This is a genomic window from Paenarthrobacter sp. NPDC092416 (assembly GCF_044755025.1).
In the GTDB taxonomy this organism is placed as follows: domain Bacteria; phylum Actinomycetota; class Actinomycetes; order Actinomycetales; family Micrococcaceae; genus Arthrobacter.
Genome location: NZ_JBIVQG010000001.1, coordinates 288,689 through 311,960 on the forward strand (window position 1 = coordinate 288,689; position 23,272 = coordinate 311,960).

20 protein-coding genes are annotated in these 23,272 nt (G+C 64.2%); 13 read left to right on the forward strand and 7 right to left on the reverse strand.

Annotation, left to right across the window (positions count from 1 at the left end; genetic code table 11):
- The first annotated feature begins 76 nt into the window (after positions 1-76).
- The gene (gene menD / locus ACIQC5_RS01240; protein WP_400277846.1) at positions 77-1,786 is read left to right on the forward strand and encodes a 2-succinyl-5-enolpyruvyl-6-hydroxy-3-cyclohexene-1-carboxylic-acid synthase; all 1,710 of its coding nucleotides are present in this window, start codon (positions 77-79) and stop codon (positions 1,784-1,786) included.
- Between the two features lie 688 nt (positions 1,787-2,474).
- On the opposite strand, the gene ACIQC5_RS01245 is transcribed toward menD, so the two are convergent.
- From ACIQC5_RS01245 to ACIQC5_RS01260, 4 genes are all read right to left on the reverse strand, one after another.
- Positions 2,475-3,269 (reverse strand): amino acid ABC transporter ATP-binding protein, encoded by a 795-nt coding sequence (locus ACIQC5_RS01245; protein ID WP_400277848.1) that lies wholly within the window; start codon positions 3,267-3,269, stop codon positions 2,475-2,477.
- Positions 3,270-3,280: 11 nt separating this feature from the next.
- Positions 3,281-4,072, reverse strand: a complete 792-nt coding sequence (locus tag ACIQC5_RS01250; protein ID WP_400277850.1) for an amino acid ABC transporter permease — start codon at positions 4,070-4,072, stop codon at positions 3,281-3,283.
- A 95-nt stretch (positions 4,073-4,167) separates the two neighbouring features.
- The gene (locus tag ACIQC5_RS01255; protein ID WP_400277852.1) at positions 4,168-4,965 is read right to left on the reverse strand and encodes an ABC transporter substrate-binding protein; all 798 of its coding nucleotides are present in this window, start codon (positions 4,963-4,965) and stop codon (positions 4,168-4,170) included.
- Positions 4,966-5,123: 158 nt separating this feature from the next.
- Entirely contained in the window at positions 5,124-6,557 is a 1,434-nt protein-coding gene (locus ACIQC5_RS01260) for an isochorismate synthase MenF (protein WP_400277854.1), read from the reverse strand.
- Positions 6,558-6,648: 91 nt separating this feature from the next.
- Between ACIQC5_RS01260 and ACIQC5_RS01265 the strand changes: the two genes are divergently transcribed.
- Genes ACIQC5_RS01265 through ACIQC5_RS01275 form a run of 3 tightly spaced genes read left to right on the forward strand, consistent with a single transcriptional unit; the run spans position 6,649 to position 9,913 of the window.
- Positions 6,649-7,422 carry a demethylmenaquinone methyltransferase gene (locus ACIQC5_RS01265; RefSeq protein WP_400277856.1) on the forward strand — a complete coding sequence of 258 codons (774 nt, stop codon included), beginning with the start codon at positions 6,649-6,651 and terminating at the stop codon, positions 7,420-7,422.
- Between the two features lie 34 nt (positions 7,423-7,456).
- Positions 7,457-8,800 (forward strand): geranylgeranyl reductase family protein, encoded by a 1,344-nt coding sequence (locus tag ACIQC5_RS01270; protein ID WP_400277857.1) that lies wholly within the window; start codon positions 7,457-7,459, stop codon positions 8,798-8,800.
- A gap of 9 nt (positions 8,801-8,809) precedes the next feature.
- Positions 8,810-9,913 carry a polyprenyl synthetase family protein gene (locus ACIQC5_RS01275; protein ID WP_400277859.1) on the forward strand — a complete coding sequence of 368 codons (1,104 nt, stop codon included), beginning with the start codon at positions 8,810-8,812 and terminating at the stop codon, positions 9,911-9,913.
- Positions 9,914-10,069: 156 nt separating this feature from the next.
- Here the strand turns inward: ACIQC5_RS01275 and ACIQC5_RS01280 are convergent, their stop codons facing one another.
- From ACIQC5_RS01280 to ACIQC5_RS01290, 3 genes are all read right to left on the reverse strand, one after another.
- Entirely contained in the window at positions 10,070-10,942 is an 873-nt protein-coding gene (locus ACIQC5_RS01280; protein ID WP_400277861.1) for a type IV toxin-antitoxin system AbiEi family antitoxin domain-containing protein, read from the reverse strand.
- 1,187 nt (positions 10,943-12,129) lie between these two features.
- Positions 12,130-12,552, reverse strand: a complete 423-nt coding sequence (locus tag ACIQC5_RS01285; protein ID WP_400277863.1) for a hypothetical protein — start codon at positions 12,550-12,552, stop codon at positions 12,130-12,132.
- Between the two features lie 13 nt (positions 12,553-12,565).
- A complete protein-coding gene (locus ACIQC5_RS01290; protein WP_400277865.1) occupies positions 12,566-13,237 on the reverse strand; it encodes a trimeric intracellular cation channel family protein in 672 nt (223 codons plus the stop codon).
- Positions 13,238-13,300: 63 nt separating this feature from the next.
- On the opposite strand from ACIQC5_RS01290, the gene ACIQC5_RS01295 reads away from it, so the two are divergent.
- From ACIQC5_RS01295 to ACIQC5_RS01335, 9 genes are all read left to right on the forward strand, one after another.
- Positions 13,301-14,005, forward strand: a complete 705-nt coding sequence (locus ACIQC5_RS01295; RefSeq protein ID WP_400277867.1) for a sirohydrochlorin chelatase — start codon at positions 13,301-13,303, stop codon at positions 14,003-14,005.
- A 154-nt stretch (positions 14,006-14,159) separates the two neighbouring features.
- Complete coding sequence (locus ACIQC5_RS01300) at positions 14,160-15,902, forward strand: nitrite/sulfite reductase (RefSeq protein ID WP_400277869.1); 1,743 nt, start codon at positions 14,160-14,162, stop codon at positions 15,900-15,902.
- A complete protein-coding gene (locus ACIQC5_RS01305) occupies positions 15,899-16,612 on the forward strand; it encodes a phosphoadenylyl-sulfate reductase (RefSeq protein WP_400277871.1) in 714 nt (237 codons plus the stop codon). The genes ACIQC5_RS01300 and ACIQC5_RS01305 overlap by 4 nt, the downstream gene beginning before the upstream one ends.
- Entirely contained in the window at positions 16,609-17,556 is a 948-nt protein-coding gene (cysD, locus tag ACIQC5_RS01310; protein ID WP_400277873.1) for a sulfate adenylyltransferase subunit CysD, read from the forward strand. Before ACIQC5_RS01305 ends, cysD begins: the two co-directional genes overlap by 4 nt.
- Positions 17,557-18,969: a sulfate adenylyltransferase subunit 1 gene (locus ACIQC5_RS01315; RefSeq protein WP_400277875.1), complete on the forward strand. Its 1,413-nt coding sequence runs from the start codon at positions 17,557-17,559 to the stop codon at positions 18,967-18,969.
- 132 nt (positions 18,970-19,101) lie between these two features.
- Entirely contained in the window at positions 19,102-20,055 is a 954-nt protein-coding gene (gene mmuM / locus ACIQC5_RS01320) for a homocysteine S-methyltransferase (RefSeq protein ID WP_400277876.1), read from the forward strand.
- 149 nt (positions 20,056-20,204) lie between these two features.
- Positions 20,205-21,350: an ABC transporter substrate-binding protein gene (locus ACIQC5_RS01325; RefSeq protein WP_400277878.1), complete on the forward strand. Its 1,146-nt coding sequence runs from the start codon at positions 20,205-20,207 to the stop codon at positions 21,348-21,350.
- 90 nt (positions 21,351-21,440) lie between these two features.
- Positions 21,441-22,172, forward strand: a complete 732-nt coding sequence (locus ACIQC5_RS01330) for an ABC transporter ATP-binding protein (protein ID WP_400277880.1) — start codon at positions 21,441-21,443, stop codon at positions 22,170-22,172.
- A complete protein-coding gene (locus ACIQC5_RS01335) occupies positions 22,162-23,106 on the forward strand; it encodes an ABC transporter permease (RefSeq protein WP_400277882.1) in 945 nt (314 codons plus the stop codon). The genes ACIQC5_RS01330 and ACIQC5_RS01335 overlap by 11 nt, the downstream gene beginning before the upstream one ends.
- Positions 23,107-23,272: the final 166 nt, after the last annotated feature.

Below are 23,272 nucleotides of genomic sequence, written 5' to 3' on the forward strand. Positions count from 1 at the left end.
GAGAGAGCGTTCGTCGTTTGCGGGTGTTACTTGAGTGGGCGTTTGGGGGCCCTGCCAGCGCCAATAGACTGGAACAGTGACTTCCCAGGACTCTCTGACATCCATCGCCGCCGCCCGGATCGCCGTTCTGGCACTGCTCGACGGCGGTGTGCGGCATGTGGTGGTGTCGCCCGGTTCGCGGTCCGCGCCGATGGCATACGCCCTGGCCGAGGCGGAAGTCGGCGGACGGGTGCGCCTCCATGTACGCATCGATGAACGTGATGCCGGTTTCACTGCGCTGGGCCTGGCCCTCTCGACCGAAGCCCCGGCGGCGGTCCTGACCACCTCAGGCACCGCCGTCGGGAATCTCTTGCCTGCTGTCATGGAAGCCAACCACTCGGCCGTGCCGCTCGTAGTGATCTCGGCCGACCGGCCGGAAGAACTTCACGGTACCGGGGCGAACCAGACCACCCTCCAGATGGACCTTTTCGGCGAACACGTTCGCTTCGCCGTCGACGTCGCAGCGGGGGACAGCCCCCAGCGTGCCGTGGAGACGGCGCTCTATGCCGCCACCGGCGCCCTTGAGGACACCCCGCCTGGGCCCGTCCAAGTGAACCTCGCCTTCCGCGACCCGCTGGTTCCCGCGACTGGGGATTCGCTCCCGACAGCCGCGGGCCACGGCGTGTTCCATTACGACGCCGGGCCGCAGGCTTTCGACCTTCCGGCAGCCCCGTTGGACCTCCCCGAGCGACGTACTGTGGTTCTCGCGGGTCACGATGCCGGACCTGTGGCCGAGGCGTTCGCGCGAGCCCACGGACTTCCTTTGTTGGCGGAACCGTCATCGAACGCCCGGTTCGGCCCCAACTCGGTGGGACCCTACCGGCTTCTCCTTGAACATTTCGGATCTGAATCCACGTCGCCGATTGAGCGCGTGGTGCTGTTCGGACGTGCCACGTTGTCCCGGCCCGTCTCTGCGCTGTTGGCCCGGGAAAGCGTCGAATCGGCCATTTACCAGCCTGTTCCCGTGGCTTGGTACGAGGCTGGCCGGCGACGTGAAGTGCCCTTCGAAAGCCTGCCCGAATTGGCCGAATTCGCTGGTCGGGGCTCCGCCGAATGGCTCGACTCCTGGCTCTTGGCGGGGGCCGCTGCCCAGCACGCTCTCGACGGCGTTCTGGCAGGGGAGGCTGATGCCAATGGGCCGGCCGTCGGCGCCGCGGTTTGGGCGCACTCCCGTGGCCAGTTGGTCCTCGGATCCTCCAACGGCATCCGCGATGTGGACCTCGCCGGCCAGCCGCACACAGAACCGATTGCCACGATCTACGCCAACCGTGGCCTGGCCGGCATCGATGGCACGGTGGCCACCGCCACCGGAATCGCCTTGGGGAGCGGCCGTGAAACCACCCTCTTGCTGGGCGACGTCACCCTTCTTCACGACGCCGGTGGGCTCCTCCTGGGGCACGGCGAACCTGTCCCGGATCTCCGGATCGTGGTCCTCAACGATTCCGGCGGGGCCATCTTCGCCCTCCTGGAGCACGGCGCCGTGGAAGACTCGGGCGCCTACGGCACCGCCGTCGAACGCCTCTTCGGCACTCCGCACACAGTGGACATTTCGGCACTCGCGGCCGCGTACGGCGTCGGACATGTCGCAGTAAGTACGACGGCGGAACTTGCCGTGGCGCTCAAGGCACCCTTGAAGGGACGAACCATAGTGGAAGTACGCGTGGACCGGGCGGGCCTCCGGGGGTTGCATGCGCGTATCAAGGAAGCTGTTTCCGGTGCTGTGGGCAAGGTCCTGACAGCCGGCTAAGTGTCGGTTTCGCTTCTCACGTGGGCCAACGCCGCACCGGTTTCCGCTATTCGCACCCGTTCTTCACCTGCGTCGCGCCCGTTGCCGCCATCCGCGCCTGTTCTTCACGGCGTCGCACCCGTTTCCGCCATCCGCGCCCGTAGTTACGGGTGCGCCGGGCGGGAAGTGGTGCGCCGCGGGTGAGCGATGGTGGGCCGGGCGGGATGTGGTGCGCCGGGCGGCAAGTGGTGCGTCAACTTGGTGAGAGCGGGGAAGGTGTGGTGCTTTGGCTGATGGGTGGGTCGCACCCTTTGCCGCCATCCGCGCCCGTTCTTCACCTGCGTCGCGCCCTTTGGCGCCATTCGCACCCGTAGTTACGGGTGCGCCGGGCGGGAAGTGGTGCGCCGCGGGGGAGCGATGGTGCGCCGGGCGGGAAGTGGTGCGTCAGCGGGGTGAGAGTGGGGAAGGTGTGGTGCGCCGGGTGGGAAGTGGTGCGCCGCGGGGTGAGAGTGGGGAAGGTGTGGTGCGCCGGGCGGGACTGGGTGCGCCAGCGGGGTGAGAGTGGGGAAGGTGTGGTGCGCCGGGCGGCGAGGGGTGCGCCAGCCGCGCCAGCCGCGCCAGCCACCACCCCCACCAAACCGAAAACGGGAGGCCGGCACCCGGTTACGAGTGTCGCCCTCCCGTCGTGAAGAGTCGGCGGTCGGAAGTACTAGTCCTCCACAACCTCAATATGGGTCGGGTCGAGGACGCGGCGCAGGAATTCCTTGGTGCGCGGCTGAGAGGGCGAACCGATGACGTGTTCAGCGGAGCCTTCCTCAACAACTACGCCTGCATCCATGAAGACCACGCGGTCGGCCACTTCGCGGGCGAAGCCCATCTCATGTGTGACCACGAGCATGGTCATGCCTTCCTGGGCCAGCTTCCGCATGACGGCGAGGACGTCGCCCACCGTCTCCGGGTCGAGAGCGGACGTGGGCTCGTCGAAGAGCATCAGCTGCGGGTCCATGGACAGAGCCCGGGCAATGGCCACGCGTTGCTGCTGGCCGCCGGAGAGTTGGTCCGGGAACCGGTCGGCCAGGTGTCCGAGGCCCACTCGTTCCAGGTTGCGGCGTGCCACAGTGGCGGCCTCGGACTTGGAACGCTTGAGGACCTTGATCTGCGAAATGGTGCAGTTGTCCAGCACAGTGAGGTGTGGGAACAGGTTGAAGTGCTGGAACACCATGCCGACGCTCTGGCGCATACGGTTCAGGTCGACATCAGGGTCGGTCGCCTCGAACTTGCCCACGGTGATGGTCCCTGCGTTGGGCTGTTCGAGCAGGTTAACGCAGCGGAGGAGGGTGGACTTGCCCGAGCCCGAAGGCCCGATCAGGCACACAACCTGACCCGGTTCCACGGTCAGCGAGATGCCTTTGAGGACCTCGTTGCTGCCGTAGGACTTGCGGAGATCAGTGATTTCCACGCCCGCGGCGCGAACGGTGGCCGTGCTCCCATTGGAATTTTTCATGACTGTCCTGCCTATCGCTTCGTCCGCGCGGAGCGGCTTTCGAACTTCCGTGCCAGGAGGCTCAAGGGGATGGTGATGACCAGGTAGAAGGCACCGGCCACGAGCAGCGGCGTCAGGCCGGCACCGAGGCTGGAGATGCCGTCGCGGCCAAACTTGGTGAGCTCGTACTGGGAGGCGGTGAGTCCCAGGACGTAGATCAGCGAGGAGTCCTTGGTGAGGAGGATGATCTCGTTGGTCAGGGGCGGCAGCACGATCTTGAAAGCTTGGGGGATGACGATGGAGACCATCGCGCGCCAGTGCGGCATGCCCAGCGAGCGGGCTGCTTCCATCTGGCCTTTGGGGACTGCCTGGAGGCCGGCGCGGAGCGTCTCTGCGATGTAGGCGGACGCCACCATGCCCAGGGAAACCATGACCACGATGTTGACGTCCCACTGGACGCCGAACGCCAGCGGAACGCCGTAGCCGAAGGCGATGAAGACCAGCAGGGCGGGAACGCCGCGGAAGAATTCGATGTATCCGGTGGCAAGCCAGCGGTACAAGGGGAACGAGGAGAGCTTCATCAAGGCCAGCAGCAGACCACCGGAGAGGCCAACCACAAATGCCAAGGCTGTGTAGATCAGGGTGTTCTTGAGGCCCACCAGGAAGATGTCCGGGAACATCGGGCCGATCTTGGCGAAGTTGAAGACGCTGTTTCCAACGGTCTTCCAGTCCACCGCGAAAATCACGGCGGCCACTGCCACAACGAAGATTCCGGCTTGGACGTACAGGCTGACTTTGGCTCGTTGACGTGCAGTCATTGCCATGGTGTTCTCACATTCATGTTGCGCAGGTGGGGCCCCGAAACAACGTATCGTTTCGGGGCCCCAACTGCGTGGATCTTGGGAGCCGACGGCTCGAACTACTTGGTGGCCTCGCCGAACCAGGTGGTCTCAAACTTCTTAAGGGTGCCGTCGTCGGTGATGCGCTTGAGCGTGGCGTTCACGGCGTCCGCCATGGCGGTGTTGCCCTTCTTGATGGAGATGCCGAGCTTCTCACCCGTTGCGTAGTCTTCAACGCGCTTGAGGTTGGAGTCGCCCATGATGGCGTAACCCAGGACCGACTGGTTGCCCACAGCAGCGTCGATGGTGCCGGCCTTAAGGGCCTGGACCAGGAGGCCGGAGTCTTCGAACTGCTGGGCGTCGATTCCCTTGTCCTTGGCGTACTGGGCGCCGGTGGTGGCCTGCTGGACGCCAACCTTCTTGCCCTTGGCGCCATCCAGGTTGCTGATGCCGGAGGACGAGGTGGCGACGAGAGTCAGGTCGTCGTCCATGTAGGGGCTCGAGAAGTCCATGACGTTCTTGCGGACGTCCGTGATGGAGATCGAGGAGATGGAGACGTCGCAACCGGTCAGTGCGGTGCCGGTCTCGATAGCCTCGAAGGAGCTGTCCACAACGTTGAGCTCTGCCTTGACGTCCTTGGCCAGTTCAGCCGCGATGTCCATGTCGAAGCCGACGATCTTGCCGTCCTTCTGGAATTCGAAGGGCTCGTAGGGAACGTCGGAGCAAACGGTGAGCTTGCCGGCGTTGATGAGCTTGAGGCCCGAGTCATTCGAGGCGGCCGGAGTGGACGAGCCACCGCATGCGGTCAGGGCCAAGGCGCCTGCTGCGAGGACGGCGGCCACCTTGGTACCGGACAGAACCGAACGGGAGATCTGCATGTTTTTTACCTTTTGTTGCAGTGGATGCTGAACTGAGTCGGTTTTAGTGTAGCGCCGAACGTGAGATGTGCATCACAGGAAACTAAGTTTCACTATTGGATAACCACTTTACTCATTAATCAAGTACCTACACAGAAGCCCAGTCTGGAATCCCAGATTCAGCGGCGGATTCCCAGCGACTCCAGCATCGGCCGGAACTTGGCCCAGGTTTCAGCGAGTTCGGCCTCCGGCTGCGATCCCTCCACGATTCCGCAACCCGCGTAGAGCCGCACGGTATTGACGTCCTCGATCACCGCGCCGCGCAACGCAATGCCCCATTCGCCATTGCCCGCCGCATCAAGCCAGCCCACCGGCCCGGCATACGGACCGCGGTCCAGATGCTCCAGCTTTCGGATCAGCGCCCCGGCCACCAAGGTTGGTGTGCCGCACACGGCTGCCGTGGGGTGCAGGGCGTTAATCAGTGCAAGGCATGTGGGCACGTGTCCCTCGATATCGGCCAGCTCGGCCTTCACATCGGAGGCCAGATGCCAGACGTTCGGAAGCTCCAGAATGAACGGCTCGCTATGAGAATTCATGGCCTCGGAGAATGGAGCCAGCTGGGTGGTCAGCGAGTCGATGGCGATCTCATGTTCGTGCCGCTGCTTCTCGGATCCCGCGAGCACGCGCTCTGCGTAGGCCATGGGGGAACCGTCCACGCCCTCGGCATCGCGACGATCCAGGGTCCCGGCCAACACACGCGCCTGGGCGGTGCGGCCCTCCACCTGGATCAGCATTTCCGGCGTCGCGCCCACCAGGCCGTCCACGCCGTACGTCCAGCATTCGCGATACCTGGCGGCCAGTTCGCGAAGGACTTCCGCCGCGCTCACACCGTCGGGGAGGGTAGCAACGACGTCGCGCGCCAGCACGAGCTTCTCCAGCTTGCCCGCGCGGATTTCCTGCACGCCGTTCGCTACGGCCTGCATCCAGTCGGCCTCGCTCAGCGACCCGCGGCTCAGCGTCCCGCGCCCGTCGCTGGACGCGTTAACCGCAGGCGAGAGTCCGACGTCGGACCCTCCTGCCGCCGTCACGCCGCCGGTCACGTCGGCCACGGCGCGAGCCGCACTGGCCACCGCGCCGGCCGCACTGGCCACGCTGTCGGCCTCAGCCGCTTCACACCCGTCGCCTGAATTGAGCCAGCGGTCCACCTCGGCGAGGACGCCCGCCTCGGTGAGTTCGCCGTCGTCGAACGTTAGCTGGGTTGCCCACGCGCGGCCGTCGCGGATGCCGACCACAAGCTCCGGAAGGATCAGCCGGGAAATGTGCGGGGAGGTCTTGGAGAACGCGAAGGAGCCGAAGGCCACTGGGCCTGTGCCGGGAATCTCAACGTGGTCTGTGATTTCGGCCTCAAGAATGAGGTGCCGCCACCAGATATCGGCCTCGAGGAAGCGCTCGGGCCCGGTGGCGCTGAAACGGGTGAGTTCGCCGTAGCCCACCACCCCGGCTTCGCGGCGGGACCAGCAGAGGACGTCGTCCCGCACCAGAAACGACGGCAGCCCCCCTGAGGATGATTCGACATCGAGGGGGACTGTCAAGGTGCGGAGCGTGCTCGTCATGATGGAACAACAGTACTCCCGGGTGCAACCAGAACCCGTTCCGACTTCTACAGCGCAGCAAAGTCCGCTGAATGTCTGAGACAATTACAGGGTGAACCGAGCATCCTTGGAAAAGCGTCCGGACGAAGTTGCGACGATGTTTGACGATGTCGCCCCCAAATACGACGTCGTAAATGACGTCCTTTCGATGGGGCAGACCCGGCGGTGGCGCCGGATTGTCGTCGATGCCATGGATGTGAAAGTGGGCCAAAAGGTCCTCGATTTGGCCGCAGGAACCGGCAGCTCCAGCGAGCCCTATGCGGACGCCGGCGTGGATGTCGTGGCTTGCGACTTCTCGCTCGGCATGCTCAAGGTTGGCAAGCGCCGCCGCCCGGACATCGACTTCATCGCCGGGGATGCCACCAACCTCCCGTTCGCGGACAACAGCTTCGACGCCACCACGATTTCCTTCGGCCTGCGCAACGTCAACGAACCCCACAAGGCCCTCGCGGAGATGCTTCGCGTCACCAAGCCCGGCGGCCGTCTGGTCATCGCCGAGTTCTCACAGCCCGTAGTGCCGTTGTGGCGCAACCTCTACACCGAATACCTGATGCGTGCCCTCCCGGCCATCGCTACCAAGGTCTCCTCCAACCCTGATGCGTACGTCTACCTGGCAGAGTCGATCCGCGCCTGGCCGGACCAGGATCACCTTGCCCAGTGGCTGAGCGACGCCGGTTGGACGGACATCACGTACCGCAACCTCAGCGGTGGAATTGTCGCCGTGCACCGTGCTCAGAAGCCGGCCGAGCACCGCGAGAGCGTTCCCGTGGCCAAGTTGCGCCGGCAGATCAAGCCGCGCCGCCAAGCCGGAACGCAACCCAGCTAAGGCCGACTGCCGAACAGCCGCTATTTAGGACGACGTGAAAGTACTGATTGTTGGCGCGGGCCCCGCGGGGTCCACTGCTGCGTATTACCTGGCCCAGGCCGGAATTGACGTCACGGTTCTGGAAAAGACTTCGTTTCCCCGTGAGAAGGTCTGTGGCGACGGACTCACCCCGCGTGCGGTCCGCGAAATCCAGAAGCTGGGTCTGCCGCACGCTGTTGAGGAAGGGTGGCGCCGGAACAAGGGCCTTCGGCTGATCGCCGGCGGACGCACTATCGAACTGCCCTGGCCCGAAGTTTCCGACTTTCCCACCTACGGCCTGATCCGGACGCGTCTGGGTTTCGACGAGGACCTGGCCCGTCACGCACAGTCCGCGGGCGCCGTCGTGCTTGAACGCCACAGTGTTACGTCCGCTTTGACGTCGGATGACGGACGCGTCATCGGCGCTCAGGCAGCCATCCTCGACGAGTCCGGACGCAAGACGGGCGAAACGCGCGACTTTCTTGCCGACGTCGTACTCGCTGCGGACGGCAACTCGACGCGAACCGCAGTGTCGCTGGGCATGCACAAGCGCGATGACCGCCCGCTGGGCGTCGCCGTGCGTACTTACTTCACATCGCCGCGGCACGAGGACGACTGGATGGAAGGTTGGCTTGAACTGCCCGGCAAGTCCGGCAAGCCGCTTCCCGGGTACGGCTGGGTGTTCGGCGTCGGCGACGGCACGTCCAACGTTGGCCTCGGCATCCTGAACTCCTCCAAAGAATTCGGCAAGCTCGACTACAAGCAGGTCCTTCGCGAATGGACCGCCGGCATGCCGGCAGACTGGGGTTTCACGCCCGAGAACCAGGTGGGCGAGATCCGCGGCGCGGCGCTGCCCATGGGCTTCAACCGCACCCCGCACTACTCACCCGGGCTGCTCCTCCTCGGCGACGCCGGCGGCATGGTGTCCCCGTTCAACGGCGAGGGCATCTCGTACGCCATGGAGTCGGCCCGGTTCGCGGCTGAGTTCCTGATTGATGGTGCCGCGCGTTCGGCTTCCGCCGGTTGGACCACGCACGACGCCGATGCCCACCTTTCGCGCTATGCGGACTATGTGCGGGACCAGTGGGGCTCGCACTTCACTTTGGGCCGTATGTTTGCTTCCTTGATCGGGAAGCCAGCGGTCATGAAGCTGGCGCTGCGCACTGGAATGCCGATTCCGGTGCTGATGCGTTTTGTGGTGCGCATGCTCGCCAACCTGACCGACCCCGCCGCCAAAGGTTTCGAGGATCGCGTCATCCGCGTCCTCGAGATGCTCGTCCCGGCGACGTCCAACACTTCCTCTGTCCGTCCTTTTAAGCCGGCAGACTCCGACACCGCGGTTTCCGCAACAACTAGTTAGGGTTAAGCCGTGACGAACTCTGCCGAACACAGCTGGACGCATGCCGGGCACGGCCTGCCGGACACTGTTGAGCCTGCTCCCAACACCACCGCGATCGCAACGGGGCTCCAGCTCCCCGCCGGTTTTGCCGCCATCGCCGGCGATGCCGAACTCGGCCCTGCGATCACCACCAACCTTGCCCGTGTGGAGAAGAAGCTTCGGGAAGCCATCTCCAACTCGGATCCACTGGCTGACGCAACGTCGCGGCACCTGGTGGAAGCCGGCGGCAAGCGCATCCGTCCGCTGCTCACGTTGCTGTGTGCCCACCTTGGCGATGCTTCACGTCCGGAGGTTGTTCAGGCCGCAGTTGTTGTGGAGCTGACACACCTCGCAACCCTGTATCACGACGACGTCATGGACTCTGCTCCGTTCCGCCGCGGAGCTCCTACGGCCCATGAGGTCTGGGGCAACTCGGTGGCCATCCTCACCGGCGACCTCATCTTTGCCCGGGCTTCCATTCTGGTGTCCGAGCTTGGCTCGCGCGCACTGGGCATCCAGGCTCGAACCTTCGAACGCCTGTGCCTCGGTCAGCTGCACGAAACGGTGGGCCCGCGCGAGGACGAAGACGCCGTGGAGCACTACCTGTCCGTCATTGCCGACAAGACCGGTTCCTTGGTTGCCGCGTCCGGTCAGCTTGGCGCGATCTTCGCTGGTGCTGATCCGGCCTTTGAAGATGTCCTCGTGGAATACGGCGAGAAGGTTGGCGTGGCCTTCCAGCTTGCCGACGACGTCATTGACGTCACCGGTGTGAAGGTCAAGTCCGGCAAGTCCCCGGGCACTGACCTCCGCGAAGGCGTTCCCACTCTGCCGGTGCTCTTGCTGCGGCGCGATGCTGCAGCCGGTGACGTGTCTGCTCAGTCTCTTCTTGAGCTGGTGGATGGCGACCTGTCTTCTGATGCAGCCCTCGCCGAAGCTGTTGCCGGACTGCGCGAGCACCCGGTGACCACCGAGTCCTGGAAGATTGCCCGCCAATGGTCCTCCGAGGCCATTGCAGCTTTGGCGCCGCTGCCCGAGGGCGTTGTGAAGGCCTCGCTGACCAACTTTGCCCACGCCGTGGTGGACCGCAGCAGCTAGGGTTTCTGTGGGCTTTTCTGTGGGCTTTTCTGTTGCCGTCGTTGTGGCTTCCTGACCTTGTTTGAGGTTCCGGTAGTCGTTGCGCACCCTTTTTGGGTTGCGCGGGGGCTGTTTGGTTTTCAAAGAGGGTCAGTTGGTCACGTCCGTTTGGGGGATTTACGACGCCGTTAGCCAGTCTGGTCTGGAGCGTGGCGGTCCGAAGTGCCCGGCTTCCCTGCTGGCCAATACTGCGAGGACCTCGGCCACCATTCGCTCTGGGTTGTGAACGACGTCCGAGTAGTAATAACGAAGGACCAGGCGCCCTCCCCGAATGCTGGCGTTGTTCCTGTATTGATCCTTCTTCACCTGTTTTGCCTCCAAATGGGTGCCGCCGTCGAGTTCGATGACGAGGCAGTCGTTCACGAGGCAGTCGACTTCGCCAACCCCCGGCAGTTGGACATGCATGAGGACGCGGAGCCCCGCCCGGACAAAGTGCGTGTGGGCTAAAACTTCCAGTAGGGAGTCCGCCCTTGGCAGGACAAGGTCGAGGATTGCCCGGGCCCGTCCGTTGCGGTTGCCGGGGAGCTTGGCCCTCAGGAATTCGAGAGTCACTAGAGCCTGGCTCACTGCGCTCTGAACCAAGACCAATGCCTCAAGCTCAGGTTGGCATCTCAAGGCGTGGAGCAGAACGTCAGCTGCGCCGGCGATTGGCAAAAATGGATGCACAGGGTGGATGCACGGGGCATGATTTACTACCCCGCTCCGCGGCAAGCCATTTCCGCAACTGAGATGCAGGCCTTCCGGGTCTCCGGGGAGAGTCCAAAGCCCGTGGAACCGTGCTGCCGAGACGCAGGTCAGGCGACCGTTGGCACGAAAGGCGGCAACGACGTCGGGGTCTGCTCCCTTGGCGACGTAGATCCCACGCTTCAGCCTGCTGACCAAACCGGATTCAAGGGCGCGTGCCAGTGCTCGATCCGAGAAGCCGGCTTTGTTGAGGTCGGTGGCCTTGGCTACGCCGCGCCGGTTGCGAAGGAAATCGAGAAGGTCCATGAGGCCATGGTTCCTGCCGGCACGTCCGGGATGGGTGGTCTATGTGCCGTATGTGGATAACTCCACGCGGGCGTAAATAGGCTCGCTATATTCAGAAATTCCTTTGACGCGAAGAGTTGCGTATGTGACAGGGTTGTCATAAACTATTCATGGATCCACTAAATGCCTCCGGTGGGTCTGATGCGAACGGAGATTGTGGTCCCGGTTCACTGCAGCGTATGACTCGTAACGTTGCAAGGAACCGGGGCCATTCCGTTTAACCGGCAGGTTTGGCCAGGAGGGCAGCCCATCCGTGTGTGGCTCCGAGACACTCTTTGGTTGGACGGGGGACGCCATGACTCATATGGAGGCGTGGCTCCGTGACCCTGTTTGAAGCTGGGGCAGCCTGAATGCAACCCCAATGGGGTGCAAAGCCGCCGTCGCCGGGGTCAAAGTGGGTCCGGGAGCAGCGGATCCTCCGTGCGGCGGCAAGTCGAGGCACAGGGAGCCAGCAGCCCACCACTCCTGCAACCCAGCGGCCAGGCGGGGCGCTCGGGTGGGTGTCGCCGTCGTGGCTCCGACAGGGGCGTGGCTCCGTGACCCTGTTTGAAGCTGGGGCATCCCGAATGCAACCCCAATGGGGTGCAAAGCCGCCGTCGCCGGGGTCAAAGTGGGTCCGGAAGCAGCGGAGGCACAGGGAGCCAGCAGCCCGGCGGCCAGGCGGGGCGCTCGGGTGGGTGTCGCCGTCGTGCTTGTTTAGGGCATCGAGGTGACCCGGACGGGGGAGGGTGTGGCTCCGTGACCCTGTTTGAAGCCGGGGCAGCCTGAGTGCAACCCCAATGGGGTGCATAGCCGCCGTCGCGGGGTCAAAGTGGGTCAGGAAGTCGGGGATCCTCCGTGCGCCAGCAACCCCAGCAGCCCACCACTCCGGCAACTCAGCCCGTGCGCCAGCAGCCCGGCGGCCAGGCGGGGCGCTCGGGTGGGTGTCGCCGTCGTGGCTCCGACGGGGGAGGGGCGTGGTGACCCTGTTTGAAGCTGGGGCAGCCCGAATGCAACCCTAATGGGGTGCGAAGCCGCCGTCGCGGGGTCAAAGTGGGTCAGGAAGCCGCAGCACCCAACCCACAGCACAACAGACCCAAAAACCCAGGCCCCCAACAAAAAAGCAGCCCCCACGCAACCCATCATGGGTGCGCAGGGGCTGCAAATGCCTAGTCTTCGTCGTTGAATGCCCATTCGAACATGTCGAACACGAACTCGGAGAACGTGCCTTCCTCGCTCTTCCACTGGCCGCGGGCGTTGTTGCGGCGCCAGACGATGGGGTCCGGGATGCCGAGATCGGCCGTGCGGAAGCCCCACGTGAATTGCTCTTCCTCGTCCTCCAAGAACATGAGGAAACCTTCGTCATCGACCTCGAGTTCCTCGGGGTCCCAGAAGTAGTGGTAGGCCTCCATGAGGTCTTCACAACCGCCGATGGCGAGGTAGAACTCGCGGAGAACCAGCGGGATGGTGAAGGAGTGATCGGCGAGGGCGTCGTCCAGTTCGTCGGGCGTGAGGCCGTCTTCTTCCTGCCATTCATCCTCGAGATACTTAGGGACCAGCGCGCGGAACTTCTCGAGGAACATGTCAGTCATGCTCTTATCCTAGCTAATCCCGGGCCCCCGAATTTGCGCTTGCACCAGTGCCTGCGCGGTGCCATCCGCGGACGGCCAACGGCACGTACCAACTGCGTCGCCAGGCCACCACGCGGAAGGCGAAAACCACCAGGGCCACCATCACGGCCGTGAGTCCGTTGAACAAGCCAACCTGCCACAGCAAGGTAGTCAGCCCGGCCCCGACAAAGGCAGGCAAGGCGTAGAGATCGCGGGCGTTAAAAAGGGTGGGGATCTCGTTGGCTGTGATGTCGCGCAGCAGGCCACCGCCAACGGCGGTGGTGACGCCCAACAGAATCGCCGCGACGGGATTCATGCCGGCCGTCATGGCCTTGAGCGTGCCGGTGATGCAGAACAGAGCCAGGCCACCGGCGTCGAAAAGGGTCAGCAAGGACGTGAAGCGCTGGACTGACGAGAACAGAAAGTACACCAGCAGCGCTGCCAGCAGAGGAGGAACCAGGTAGACGGGGTTGGTGAAGGCGATCGGCGGACCGTTGTTGATGACAATGTCCCGGATCACGCCGCCACCCAAGGACACAATGGAGGCCAGCAATACGGAGCCAACGATGTCGAATTGTTTGCGGGCAGCCAGCAACGATCCTGAGACTGCGAAGAAGAACACGCCGGCAAGGTCAAGCCATACCAGCGCGAGGTCAAGAGTGAACAAATGTGGCTCCATTCTTCGTTCACAGACGGACGATCATGCTGGCTCAACGTTACGCTTGCACCCATGAACAGCCCCGTTTTGATCGCGTGTGCCCACGGAACCCGTAACGCCGAAGGCCAAGCCGCCATCCGCCAGGTCATGGCCGAAATCGAAGCACTCCGGCCCGGGCTTCAGGTCCTGGAGGCGTACGTCGACGTCCAGGAGCCGGAGCTGTCCGGCGTGGTGGAGGGCCTGCCCGAGGGGACTGCCGCCGTCGTCGTACCGCTTTTGCTGAGTACCGGCTTCCATATCAAGGTGGACGTGCCCAAGGCGATCAAGAGCCGAGCCGAGGTAGTGGCGGCACGTCCGCTGGGTCCGGATCCGCGGCTGGCCGAGCTGCTGGCTACGCACCTGCGCGCCGCGGGGCTGAACGAGAACGACGGCGTGCTGCTGGCCGCCGCTGGATCCTCGCTTCCGGATGGGTCGGTGGATTCGGAGGAGCAGGCGCGGCAACTCGCCGAGCTGCTCCCGAACAAGGTTCGCGTCGCTTACGGTGCCAGTGCGAAGCCAACAGTGCCCGACGGCGTCGCCTCCTTGCGTGCGGAACTCGCTGGGGACGTGCAACCCGGCAGGGTCTTCATCTCCTCCTACCTGCTGGCTACCGGTTACTTCCACGATCAGTTGTTCAAGGCCGGAGCGGACGTTGTTTCGGCACCGCTGCTGCCCTCGCCGATCCTCGCGGAGATCGCTCTGGAACGGTTCGACGCGGTTTTGGGCACGGCGTCGTGACGTGCAAGCAAGGGCCAGCTAAACCGCGCAAAAACCTGCATATCCCGGGCCTCCAGACAAGGCTCCCGCGGTGTTCGTGACGAAATGTTTCCCTAGGTGACTTAGCATTTCCGGACCTTTGCTGGCTAAAACTGGCCACACCTACAGTCGTTATATGACAGATACAGCTGTAGCCGGTGCGTCCGCGGACACCGCAGTCCCCTCGCGCCCAGCACGCACCCGCCCTGCCGCCAAGCCCCACGGTCAGTGGAAGGTTGACGGCACCACGCCCCTCAACGCCAATGAAACCTGGAAGCAGGAAGACAACGGACTGAACGTCCGTGAGCGCATTGAGTCTGTCTACTCCAAAGAGGGCTTCGACTCGATCGACGGCACGGACCTCCACGGCCGTTTCCGCTGGTGGGGCCTGTACACGCAGCGCAAGCCCGGGATCGACGGCGGCAAGACCGCAACGCTTGAGCCGCACGAGCTCGAAGACAAGTACTTCATGTTGCGTGTCCGCATAGACGGCGGTGCGCTGACCACCGAGCAGCTGCGTGTCATCGGTCAGATCTCGGTGGACTTCGCCCGCGGCTCGGCGGACCTCACAGACCGCCAGAACATCCAGTTGCACTGGATCCGCGTGGAAGACGTGCCGGAAATCTGGCGCCGCCTCGAAGGCATCGGCCTGTCCACCACTGAGGCTTGCGGCGACGTTCCGCGTGTCATCCTGGGCTCGCCGGTTGCCGGCATCGCCAAGGACGAGATCATCGATCCCACACCGCTCATCCACGAGCTCGCCGAGCGTTTCATCGGCGACCCGGAGCTGGCCAACCTGCCGCGCAAGTACAAGACGGCCATCACGGGCCACCCGTCCCAGGACGTGGTGCACGAGATTAACGACTTCGCCTTGGTGGGCGTTGTCCACCCCGAGCTTGGCGCCGGCTACGACCTTTGGGTCGGCGGCGGCTTGTCCACCAACCCGCGACTGGCAGAGCGCCTCGGTGTGTTCGTCTCGGCTGACGTCGCCGCTGAAGTGTGGCTCGGTGTCACCAGCATCTTCCGCGACTACGGCTACCGCCGCATGCGCACCAAGGCCCGCCTGAAGTTCCTCATGAACGACTGGGGCCCGGCGAAGTTCCGCCAGATCCTTGAAGACGAATACCTTGGCTTCAAGCTCCCGGACGGCCCCGCCGCTCCGAAGCCCACCTCGCCGGGTGACCACATCGGTGTTCACGAGCAGAAGGACGGCAAGTTCTTCATCGGCGTCACCCCGACTGTGGGCCGCACGTCCGGTGAGTCCCTGGTCAAGCTGGCCGACACACTGGAGCAGCACGGCACCTACCGCCTGCGCACTACTCCTCACCAGAAGCTCGTCATCCTGGATGTAGCCAAGGACCAGGTGGAGCCGCTCATCGCCGAACTCGACACGTTGGGCCTTTCAGCCCGTCCGTCGTTGTTCCGACGCGGAACCATTGCCTGCACGGGCATCGAGTTCTGCAAGCTTGCCATCGTGGAAACCAAGGTCACCGCGGCAACGGCCATCGCTGAACTGGAACGCCGCCTGGCTGACCTCGTTGAGTCCAACCAGCTGCCGCAGGCACTGTCCCTCCACATCAACGGCTGCCCCAACTCCTGCGCACGTATCCAGACAGCCGATATCGGCCTGAAGGGCATGATGCTGCCCACGCCCGACGGCGACCCCACCCCGGGTTTCCAGGTCCACCTTGGTGGCGGGCTGGCCAACAACCACCGCGAGGAAGCCGGATTGGGCCGCACCGTCCGCGGTCTCAAGGTCACAGTGGAAGACCTGCCCGATTACGTCGAGCGTGTGGTCCGCAAGTTCGTCGCCGTTGGCGCCGAGGGCCAGACCTTCGCAGAGTGGGCACACTCCGCAGATGAAGGAGACCTCCAGTGACAATTGCAACCAAGCGTTCCAACGACGAACTCAAGGCGCTGGCTGAGGCCGGCGCGGCTGAGCTCGGCTGGAATGCCCCTGCCCGGGACGTCATTGCCTGGGTGGCCCGCAACTTCGAGCTGCCCGCTGTGACGGTCGCCTGCTCCATGGCCGATGCCGTCCTGCCGGCGTTGGTCGCCGACCAGCTTCCCGGCGTCGACGTCTTGTTCCTGGAGACCGGCTACCACTTCAAGGAAACGTACGAGACCCGTGACGAAGTTGCGGCGAACCTGCGCGTCAACGTGGTGGACGTCCTCCCCGAGAACACAGTGGAACAGCAGGACCGCCTGCTGGGCAAGGACCTCTTCGCCCGCGATCCCGCCCAGTGCTGCGCGTTGCGCAAGGTTCAGCCGCTGCGCCGCTCGCTTGGCGGCTACGAGGTGTGGTTCACCGGTGTCCGCCGCGACGAGGGACCCACCCGCACCAACACGCCGGTGGTCACCTGGGACGAGGGCTTCGGCCTGGTCAAGGTGAACCCGATGGTCGACTGGACTTTCGACCAGTTGGTCGAGTACTCCGAGGACAACATCCTTCCCGTCAACCCACTCCTGAGCCAGGGCTACCCGTCCATCGGCTGCCAGCCCTGCACCCGCAAAGTGGCCCCGGGTGAAGATCCCCGTGCCGGCCGCTGGGCAGGATCCGACAAGACAGAATGCGGACTACACACATGAGCACATACACAACTGAGGAGTCCACCCTGGTGACTGAAGCCGCTGTCTCTACGCGCCTCTCCAGCCTGGACACCCTCGAGTCCGAGGCCATCCACATCATCCGCGAGGTTGTTGCTGAGTTCGAGAAGCCTGCGCTGCTGTTCTCCGGCGGCAAGGACTCCGTGGTCATGCTGCACCTGGCCACCAAGGCTTTCTGGCCGGGCAAGGTTCCTTTCCCGGTCCTGCATGTGGACACAGGCCACAACTTCCCCGAGGTCATCGACTTCCGCGACCGCACGGTGGAGCGCCTTGGCCTGAAGCTCGTGGTGGGCTCTGTCCAGGAGTTCATCGACCGCGGCGAACTTGCCGAGCGCGCCGACGGAACCCGCAACCCGCTGCAGACCGTTCCGTTGCTGGACGCCATCCAGCGCAACAAGTTCGACGCCGTTTTTGGCGGCGGTCGCCGTGACGAGGACAAGGCCCGCGCCAAGGAGCGCATCTTGAGCCTGCGCGACGAATTCGGCCAGTGGGACCCGCGCAACCAGCGCCCCGAGCTGTGGAACCTGTACAACGGCCGCCACACTGTAGGCCAGCACGTCCGTGCGTTCCCCATCAGCAACTGGACCGAGCTGGACATCTGGCGCTACATCGAGCGCGAGAACATCGAGCTCCCCAGCCTGTACTACGCCCACGAGCGTGAGGTTTTTGCCCGCGATGGCATGTGGCGTGCAGTGGGCGAGGTGTCCATGCCGTTGCCGCACGAGGACGTCATCACCAAGCTTGTCCGCTACCGCACCGTTGGTGACATGTCCTGCACAGGTGCTGTCGAGTCTGACGCCCGCACCGTGGCCGACGTCGTAGTTGAAGTCGCTGCCTCCACCCTGACCGAACGTGGCGCCACCCGAGCAGATGACCGCATCTCCGAGGCAGCCATGGAAGACCGCAAGAAGGACGGCTACTTCTAAATGAGCACCGAAACCGCATTCCTGGAGACCGGACTCGAGTCCGCGCCGCTTCCGTCCACGCTCTTCCGTTTCGCAACTGCCGGATCGGTCGACGACGGAAAGTCCACTTTGGTGGGCCGCCTCCTTCACGATTCCAAGGCGATTCTTGCTGACACGCTCGACGCCGTTGCCCGCACCTCAGCGGACCGCGGCTTCGGCGGTGACAAGGGTGGCATCGACCTCGCCCTCCTGACCGACGGCCTGCGTGCCGAGCGCGAGCAGGGCATCACCATCGATGTTGCATACCGCTACTTCGCTACGGACCGCCGCAGCTTCATCCTGGCGGACTGCCCCGGTCACGTTCAGTACACCAAGAACACGGTGACTGGCGCGTCCACTGCGGATGCCGTCGTCGTCCTCATCGACGCACGCAAGGGTGTGCTGGAGCAGACCCGCCGGCACCTGTCCGTGCTGCAGCTGCTGCGCGTTGCCCACGTGATTGTGGCCGTGAACAAGATCGACCTGGTGGACTTCAGCGAGCAGGTGTTCCGCGACATCGAAACTGATGTGCAGAAGGTTGCCCGCGAGCTCGGACTTGGTTCCGATGGTGTGGCTGACTTGCTGGTGGTCCCCGTTTCCGCCCTTGATGGCGACAACGTGGTGGACCGCTCGGACCGCACTCCCTGGTACACGGGTCCGGCACTGCTGGAGGTTCTGGAAACCCTTCCCGCGGCCGACGAGCTTGAGGCCGAGTTGGAGAGCTTCCGGTTCCCGGTGCAGCTGGTCATCCGCCCGCAGGGTGCGCTGGCGCCTGACGCAGTGGCTGGTGGTTTGGACGTCGAGGCATACCGCGATTACCGCGCCTACGCCGGCCAGATCACGGAGGGCTCCGTCAAGCTTGGCGACGAAGTCACCGTGCTCAGCCCGGGTCACGAGCCGCGCATCACCACGATTGTTGGGATCGACTTTGCCGGCAAATCGCTGGAGGAGGCCGCTGCGCCGCAGTCGGTGGCTGTCCGCTTGGCTGATGAGATCGACATCGCCCGTGGTGACACCATCGCCGCTGCAGGAACGGTCCGCGAAAGCACGGCCGACCTGTACGCGTCGCTGGCATGGCTCTCGCCCAAGCCTTTGCGTGAAGGCCAGAAGGTCCTCGTGAAGCACGGTACACGCACTGTCCAGGCACTGGTCCGGAACGTCACCGGCAAGCTGGACCTGGCTACGTTCAACGTGGAGCCGGCATCCAGCCTGGAGCTCAACGACATCGGACACGCCCAGTTGCGGCTGGCTGCTCCGTTGCCCCTGGAGAACTACCTGCACCACCGCCGGACCGGCGCGTTCCTGGTGATCGACCCCATCGACGGCAACACGCTTGCCGCCGGCCTGGTCAAGGACCACCCGGGTGACCACGAAGACGAACGTTACGTCATCTAAGGACACAGACAGTCACAAAGACCGCAGCTTGTTCGAAATTCCAGGCCTTGAACGGCACGGATTTCGAACAAGCTGTGGTCTTTTCATTTGAGGATTTGAGGATTTGAGCATTTGAGCAGGGGAGCGCACCGCATGCCACAGAACACAGCACTCAGCCGTTTGTTGGACGCCGGCAAGGACCTGGTCCTGGACGGCGCCCTCGCCACGGAATTGGAGGCGCACGGCTGCGACCTTGAGGACCCGTTGTGGTCGGCCAAGGTCCTTTTGGAGCAACCGCACCTGATCAAACAGGTCCACCGCGACTACTACGACGCCGGAGCCTCCGTGGCGATCACGGCCAGCTACCAGGCAACTCCCCAGGGGTTTGCGCGTCGCGGGCTTTCGGTGGAGGAATCGCTGGAGCTGGTTGCCCGGAGCGTCCGGTTGGCCGACGAAGCTCGTCAGGATTCCTTGGCGGACGGCTCTGCGAGCGGCCCCCTTCTGGTGGCCGGCTCCGTTGGCCCCTACGGCGCCTACCTCGCCGATGGTTCGGAGTACCGGGGCGATTACACGCTTTCTCCCGCGGAATTCCGTGATTTCCACCGCCCACGCATTGCCGCGCTCGTGGACGCCGGAGCGGACTTCCTGGCGTGCGAGACCCTGCCGTCGTTCGCCGAAGCGGAGGCGCTGTTGGCGCTCGTGGCGGAGTTCGACGTCGAATCCTGGTTTACGTTTACGCTCCGGGACGGTGCCCACATCAGTGACGGAACGCCTCTTGCGGAGGTGGCGGCGTTGCTCCGCGCGGAACCGCGCGTGGCCGCCGTCGGGGTCAATTGTGTTCCGCTGGAACTCGTAACGCCGGCCCTCGAAGACCTGCGGTCCGGCACCAAGACGCCGCTGATCGCCTATCCCAATTCGGGGGAGACGTACGACGCCGCCACCAAAACCTGGGGTCCGGGCTCGCATGTGGGGGACGCCGGAACCCTGGCAGGTTTGTCCGTCGAGTGGCGCAAATCCGGCGCGCGGCTGATCGGTGGCTGCTGCCGCACCACGCCTGGGGACATCGCAGCGCTGGCGGCCAATATGACGCCACGTGACCCTGCATGACCCTTGGTTTCTGCGGTATTGAAGCGGAAATATGACAGTCCCTACTGTGAATCCATGACCTCTTCGGAACGGTCCTTACTTGCCCGGATCGGGCGATGTCACGGGGCCTGATCTTCGCCCCCTTCGCATCCCACTCCTAAGGACCCCCCATGGCAAACACACCCGAGACCCCAAACACCGGCACCACGCGCATCGTTGCCGGTGAGAGTCCCTCCAAGCCCAAGCGCCGCCGTGCCCTTGAGATCGGTTTGGCTGTTGGCCTGGTGCTGTTGATCGGTGCCGGCGCTGCAGTTGCCTCCGCGGTCTCCCGGAGCAACGAAAGCGCACCTGCTCCGACGACGTCGCCGGCTGCTGAGCTCAAGCTCGGGTACTTCAGCAACGTCACCCACGGTCCGGCGCTGGTCGGTACCAGCAAAGGCTTCATCGCCAAGGAACTGGGTGAGACGAAGCTGAGCACGCAGATTTTCAATGCCGGTCCCGCCGCGATCGAGGCGCTGAATGCCGGTGCTATCGACGCTACGTACATTGGTCCGAACCCGGCCATCAACTCCTTCGTCAAGAGCAACGGCGAGTCCATCAGCATCATCGCCGGCGCCGCATCGGGCGGAGCCCAGCTCGTGGTGAAGCCCGAGATCACTTCGGCCGCTGATCTTAAGGGCAAGATCCTCGCTTCGCCGCAGCTTGGCGGCACCCAGGATGTGGCGCTGCGCGCGTGGCTCGGTGGCCAGGGCTACAAGACCAATCCCGATGGCAGCGGCGACGTCACCATCAACCCGACCGAGAACGCCCAGTCGCTCAAGCTCTTCCAGGACGGGAAGCTCGACGGCGCGTGGCTGCCGGAGCCGTGGGCCTCGCGTTTGGTGCTCGAAGCCGGGGCGAAGGTCCTGGTGGATGAGAAGGATCTGTGGGAGAAGGGTGAATTCACCACCACGATCCTGATCGTCAACAAGAAGTTCGCTGCTGAACACCCGGAAACTGTCAAGGCACTTCTGAAGGGCCATGTGGAATCCGTGAACTGGTTGAACAACGCATCCGCGGCGGACAAGGCCAGCACCATCAACGCTGTCCTGAAGGACACCGCGGGCAAGCCGCTCCCGGCGAATGTGATCGAGCGCGCCTTGCAGAACATCACCTTCACCACGGACCCGCTGGCCGGAACGTACAAGAAGCTCCTGCAGGACGGCGTCGATGCCGGGACCACCAAGCAGGCCGACATCAACGGGATCTTCGACCTCCGCGCCTTGAACGAGGTACAGGGCCAGAAGACCTCCGCTGCAGGACTCGGCCAGGACTAACCAACCACAGGCTGGTCCGCTCCACCCCGGAGCGGACCAGCCTTCAGGCGCAACACCAACGATTTACGAACAACAACGAAGGACGGGACCATGCCAGTCGTACTGGAACACTTGGGTAAACGCTTCGGCGACGGCGCCCCGGTGCTGGACGACGTCAACGCCACCATCGCGCAGGGCGAGTTTGTCGCCCTCCTCGGTGCGTCCGGCTGCGGCAAGTCCACCCTGCTGAACATCATGGCGGGACTGGAACGGCCGACGTCGGGCGCTCTTGAAGTACCCAGCGACGGCGCCGCCTTCATGTTCCAGGACGCCTCCCTGTTCCCGTGGCTGACCGCCCGCGGCAACATCGAACTCGCACTGCAGCTGGCGGACAAGTCCAGCAGCAAGGCGAGCCGGCGCGCCCGGGCAACCGAACTGCTTGAGCTCGTCCACCTGGGCGGCGCAGGGGACAAGCGCCCCCATGAGCTGTCCGGCGGCATGCGCCAGCGCGTAGCCTTGGCCCGTTCGTTGGCACAAGACCGGCAGTTGCTGCTGATGGATGAACCGTTTGCGGCACTCGACGCCATCACCCGCGACCTCCTCCATGACGAACTTGAGCGGATCTGGAAGGAAACCGGACGCACGATTGTGTTCGTCACCCACAACGTCCGCGAGGCGGTACGGCTCGGGCAGCGGGTGCTGCTGCTGTCTTCGCGTCCCGGCCGTGTGGTTGCCGAATGGGACGTCACCGAGGAACACCGTACAGATCCGGCGCGCGCTGGGGAGCTCACCGGTGTAATTACCCGACGTCTTCGCGAGGAGATCCGCCGCCATGCCAAGTAACCCCACCACCACCGAAGAGCGGACCCTCCCCGTGACAGATTCCCGCGAGCACATTACGTCGCCGTCGTTGAAGGGCAACCCGTCCGAGCTTCGTGATCTCGAAGCCGGCCTGGACAACCTCCAGTCGGACATCAGTCGCAAGGCCGGGATCGACTGGAAACGCATTTTGCTGCCGATTGCCGCTTTGGTGGTCCTTGTCCTCGTGTGGCAGTTCTACGTTTCCCTTGGCCTCAAGCGTCGCGACCAGGTCCCCGGTCCTCTGGATGTGCTGAGCCAGCTGGTGACGCTGTGGGGCGAAGGCAAAGTCCAGGAATCAGTGTGGACCTCCCTGCAGCGTGGTTTGATCGGCTTCCTGATATCCGTGGCGATCGCGACACCCGTGGGCCTGCTCTTGGCCCAGGTTGCTCCGTTGCGACGTGCTTTTGGTCCGCTGATTTCCGGGCTCCAGGTGCTGCCTTCCGTGGCATGGGTTCCTGCCGCGATCATCTGGTTCGGCCTGACAGATGCCACCGTCTACTTCGTGGTCTTCATGGGCGCCATCCCGTCCATCATCAACGGCCTCATCTCCGGCGTGGACCAGATCCCGCCGCAATACCGCAGCGTTGGCACCGTCCTTGGCGCAAACCGGCTCCAGATGGCGCTCCAGATCGTGCTTCCCGCGGCCCTTCCCGGGTACATCGGCGGATTGAAGCAGGGCTGGGCCTTCTCCTGGCGCTCCTTGATGGCAGCGGAGATCATCGCAGTGGGCGGAACGATCGGCTTCGGTCTGGGCTCGCTCCTGGACCAGGGACGCACTTTGGCCGACATGGCCGTCGTCATGTCCGCGATCCTGTTGATCCTGGCCGTAGGTATCCTGATTGAGCTCCTCGTGTTCGGGCCGATCGAGAAGCGCCTGCTGCAGCGCAGGGGCTTGCTGGCGGGGAGTAGCCGGTAGCGCTGGTCGCACCGGCTCGCGCCTTGTGCGCCGGTGGTTACGGGTGCGATCGGCGGTAGGTGGTGCGGCCCGATCCAGGGGAACGTGAACGCTCGACGGCGACCTCCCGCCTTCGGGTGTTTTGCGTCCCCGCGACTGCTCCCGCGTCCCTGCACCCCTTCGCGCC

What these genes read in the sequence shown, in the direction of transcription:
- ACIQC5_RS01325 (WP_400277878.1), top strand. Translation starts at nt 20,205, where the DNA reads ATGGCAAACACACCCGAGACCCCAAACACCGGCACCACGCGCATCGTT.
- ACIQC5_RS01300 (WP_400277869.1), top strand. Translation starts at nt 14,160, where the DNA reads ATGACAGATACAGCTGTAGCCGGTGCGTCCGCGGACACCGCAGTCCCC.
- ACIQC5_RS01250 (WP_400277850.1), bottom strand. Translation starts at nt 4,072, where the DNA reads ATGGCAATGACTGCACGTCAACGAGCCAAAGTCAGCCTGTACGTCCAA.
- ACIQC5_RS01245 (WP_400277848.1), bottom strand. Translation starts at nt 3,269, where the DNA reads ATGAAAAATTCCAATGGGAGCACGGCCACCGTTCGCGCCGCGGGCGTG.
- ACIQC5_RS01315 (WP_400277875.1), top strand. Translation starts at nt 17,557, where the DNA reads ATGAGCACCGAAACCGCATTCCTGGAGACCGGACTCGAGTCCGCGCCG.
- ACIQC5_RS01295 (WP_400277867.1), top strand. Translation starts at nt 13,301, where the DNA reads ATGAACAGCCCCGTTTTGATCGCGTGTGCCCACGGAACCCGTAACGCC.
- cysD (WP_400277873.1), top strand. Translation starts at nt 16,609, where the DNA reads ATGAGCACATACACAACTGAGGAGTCCACCCTGGTGACTGAAGCCGCT.
- ACIQC5_RS01330 (WP_400277880.1), top strand. Translation starts at nt 21,441, where the DNA reads ATGCCAGTCGTACTGGAACACTTGGGTAAACGCTTCGGCGACGGCGCC.
- ACIQC5_RS01280 (WP_400277861.1), bottom strand. Translation starts at nt 10,942, where the DNA reads ATGGACCTTCTCGATTTCCTTCGCAACCGGCGCGGCGTAGCCAAGGCC.
- ACIQC5_RS01285 (WP_400277863.1), bottom strand. Translation starts at nt 12,552, where the DNA reads ATGACTGACATGTTCCTCGAGAAGTTCCGCGCGCTGGTCCCTAAGTAT.
- mmuM (WP_400277876.1), top strand. Translation starts at nt 19,102, where the DNA reads ATGCCACAGAACACAGCACTCAGCCGTTTGTTGGACGCCGGCAAGGAC.
- ACIQC5_RS01260 (WP_400277854.1), bottom strand. Translation starts at nt 6,557, where the DNA reads ATGACGAGCACGCTCCGCACCTTGACAGTCCCCCTCGATGTCGAATCA.
- ACIQC5_RS01255 (WP_400277852.1), bottom strand. Translation starts at nt 4,965, where the DNA reads ATGCAGATCTCCCGTTCGGTTCTGTCCGGTACCAAGGTGGCCGCCGTC.
- ACIQC5_RS01335 (WP_400277882.1), top strand. Translation starts at nt 22,162, where the DNA reads ATGCCAAGTAACCCCACCACCACCGAAGAGCGGACCCTCCCCGTGACA.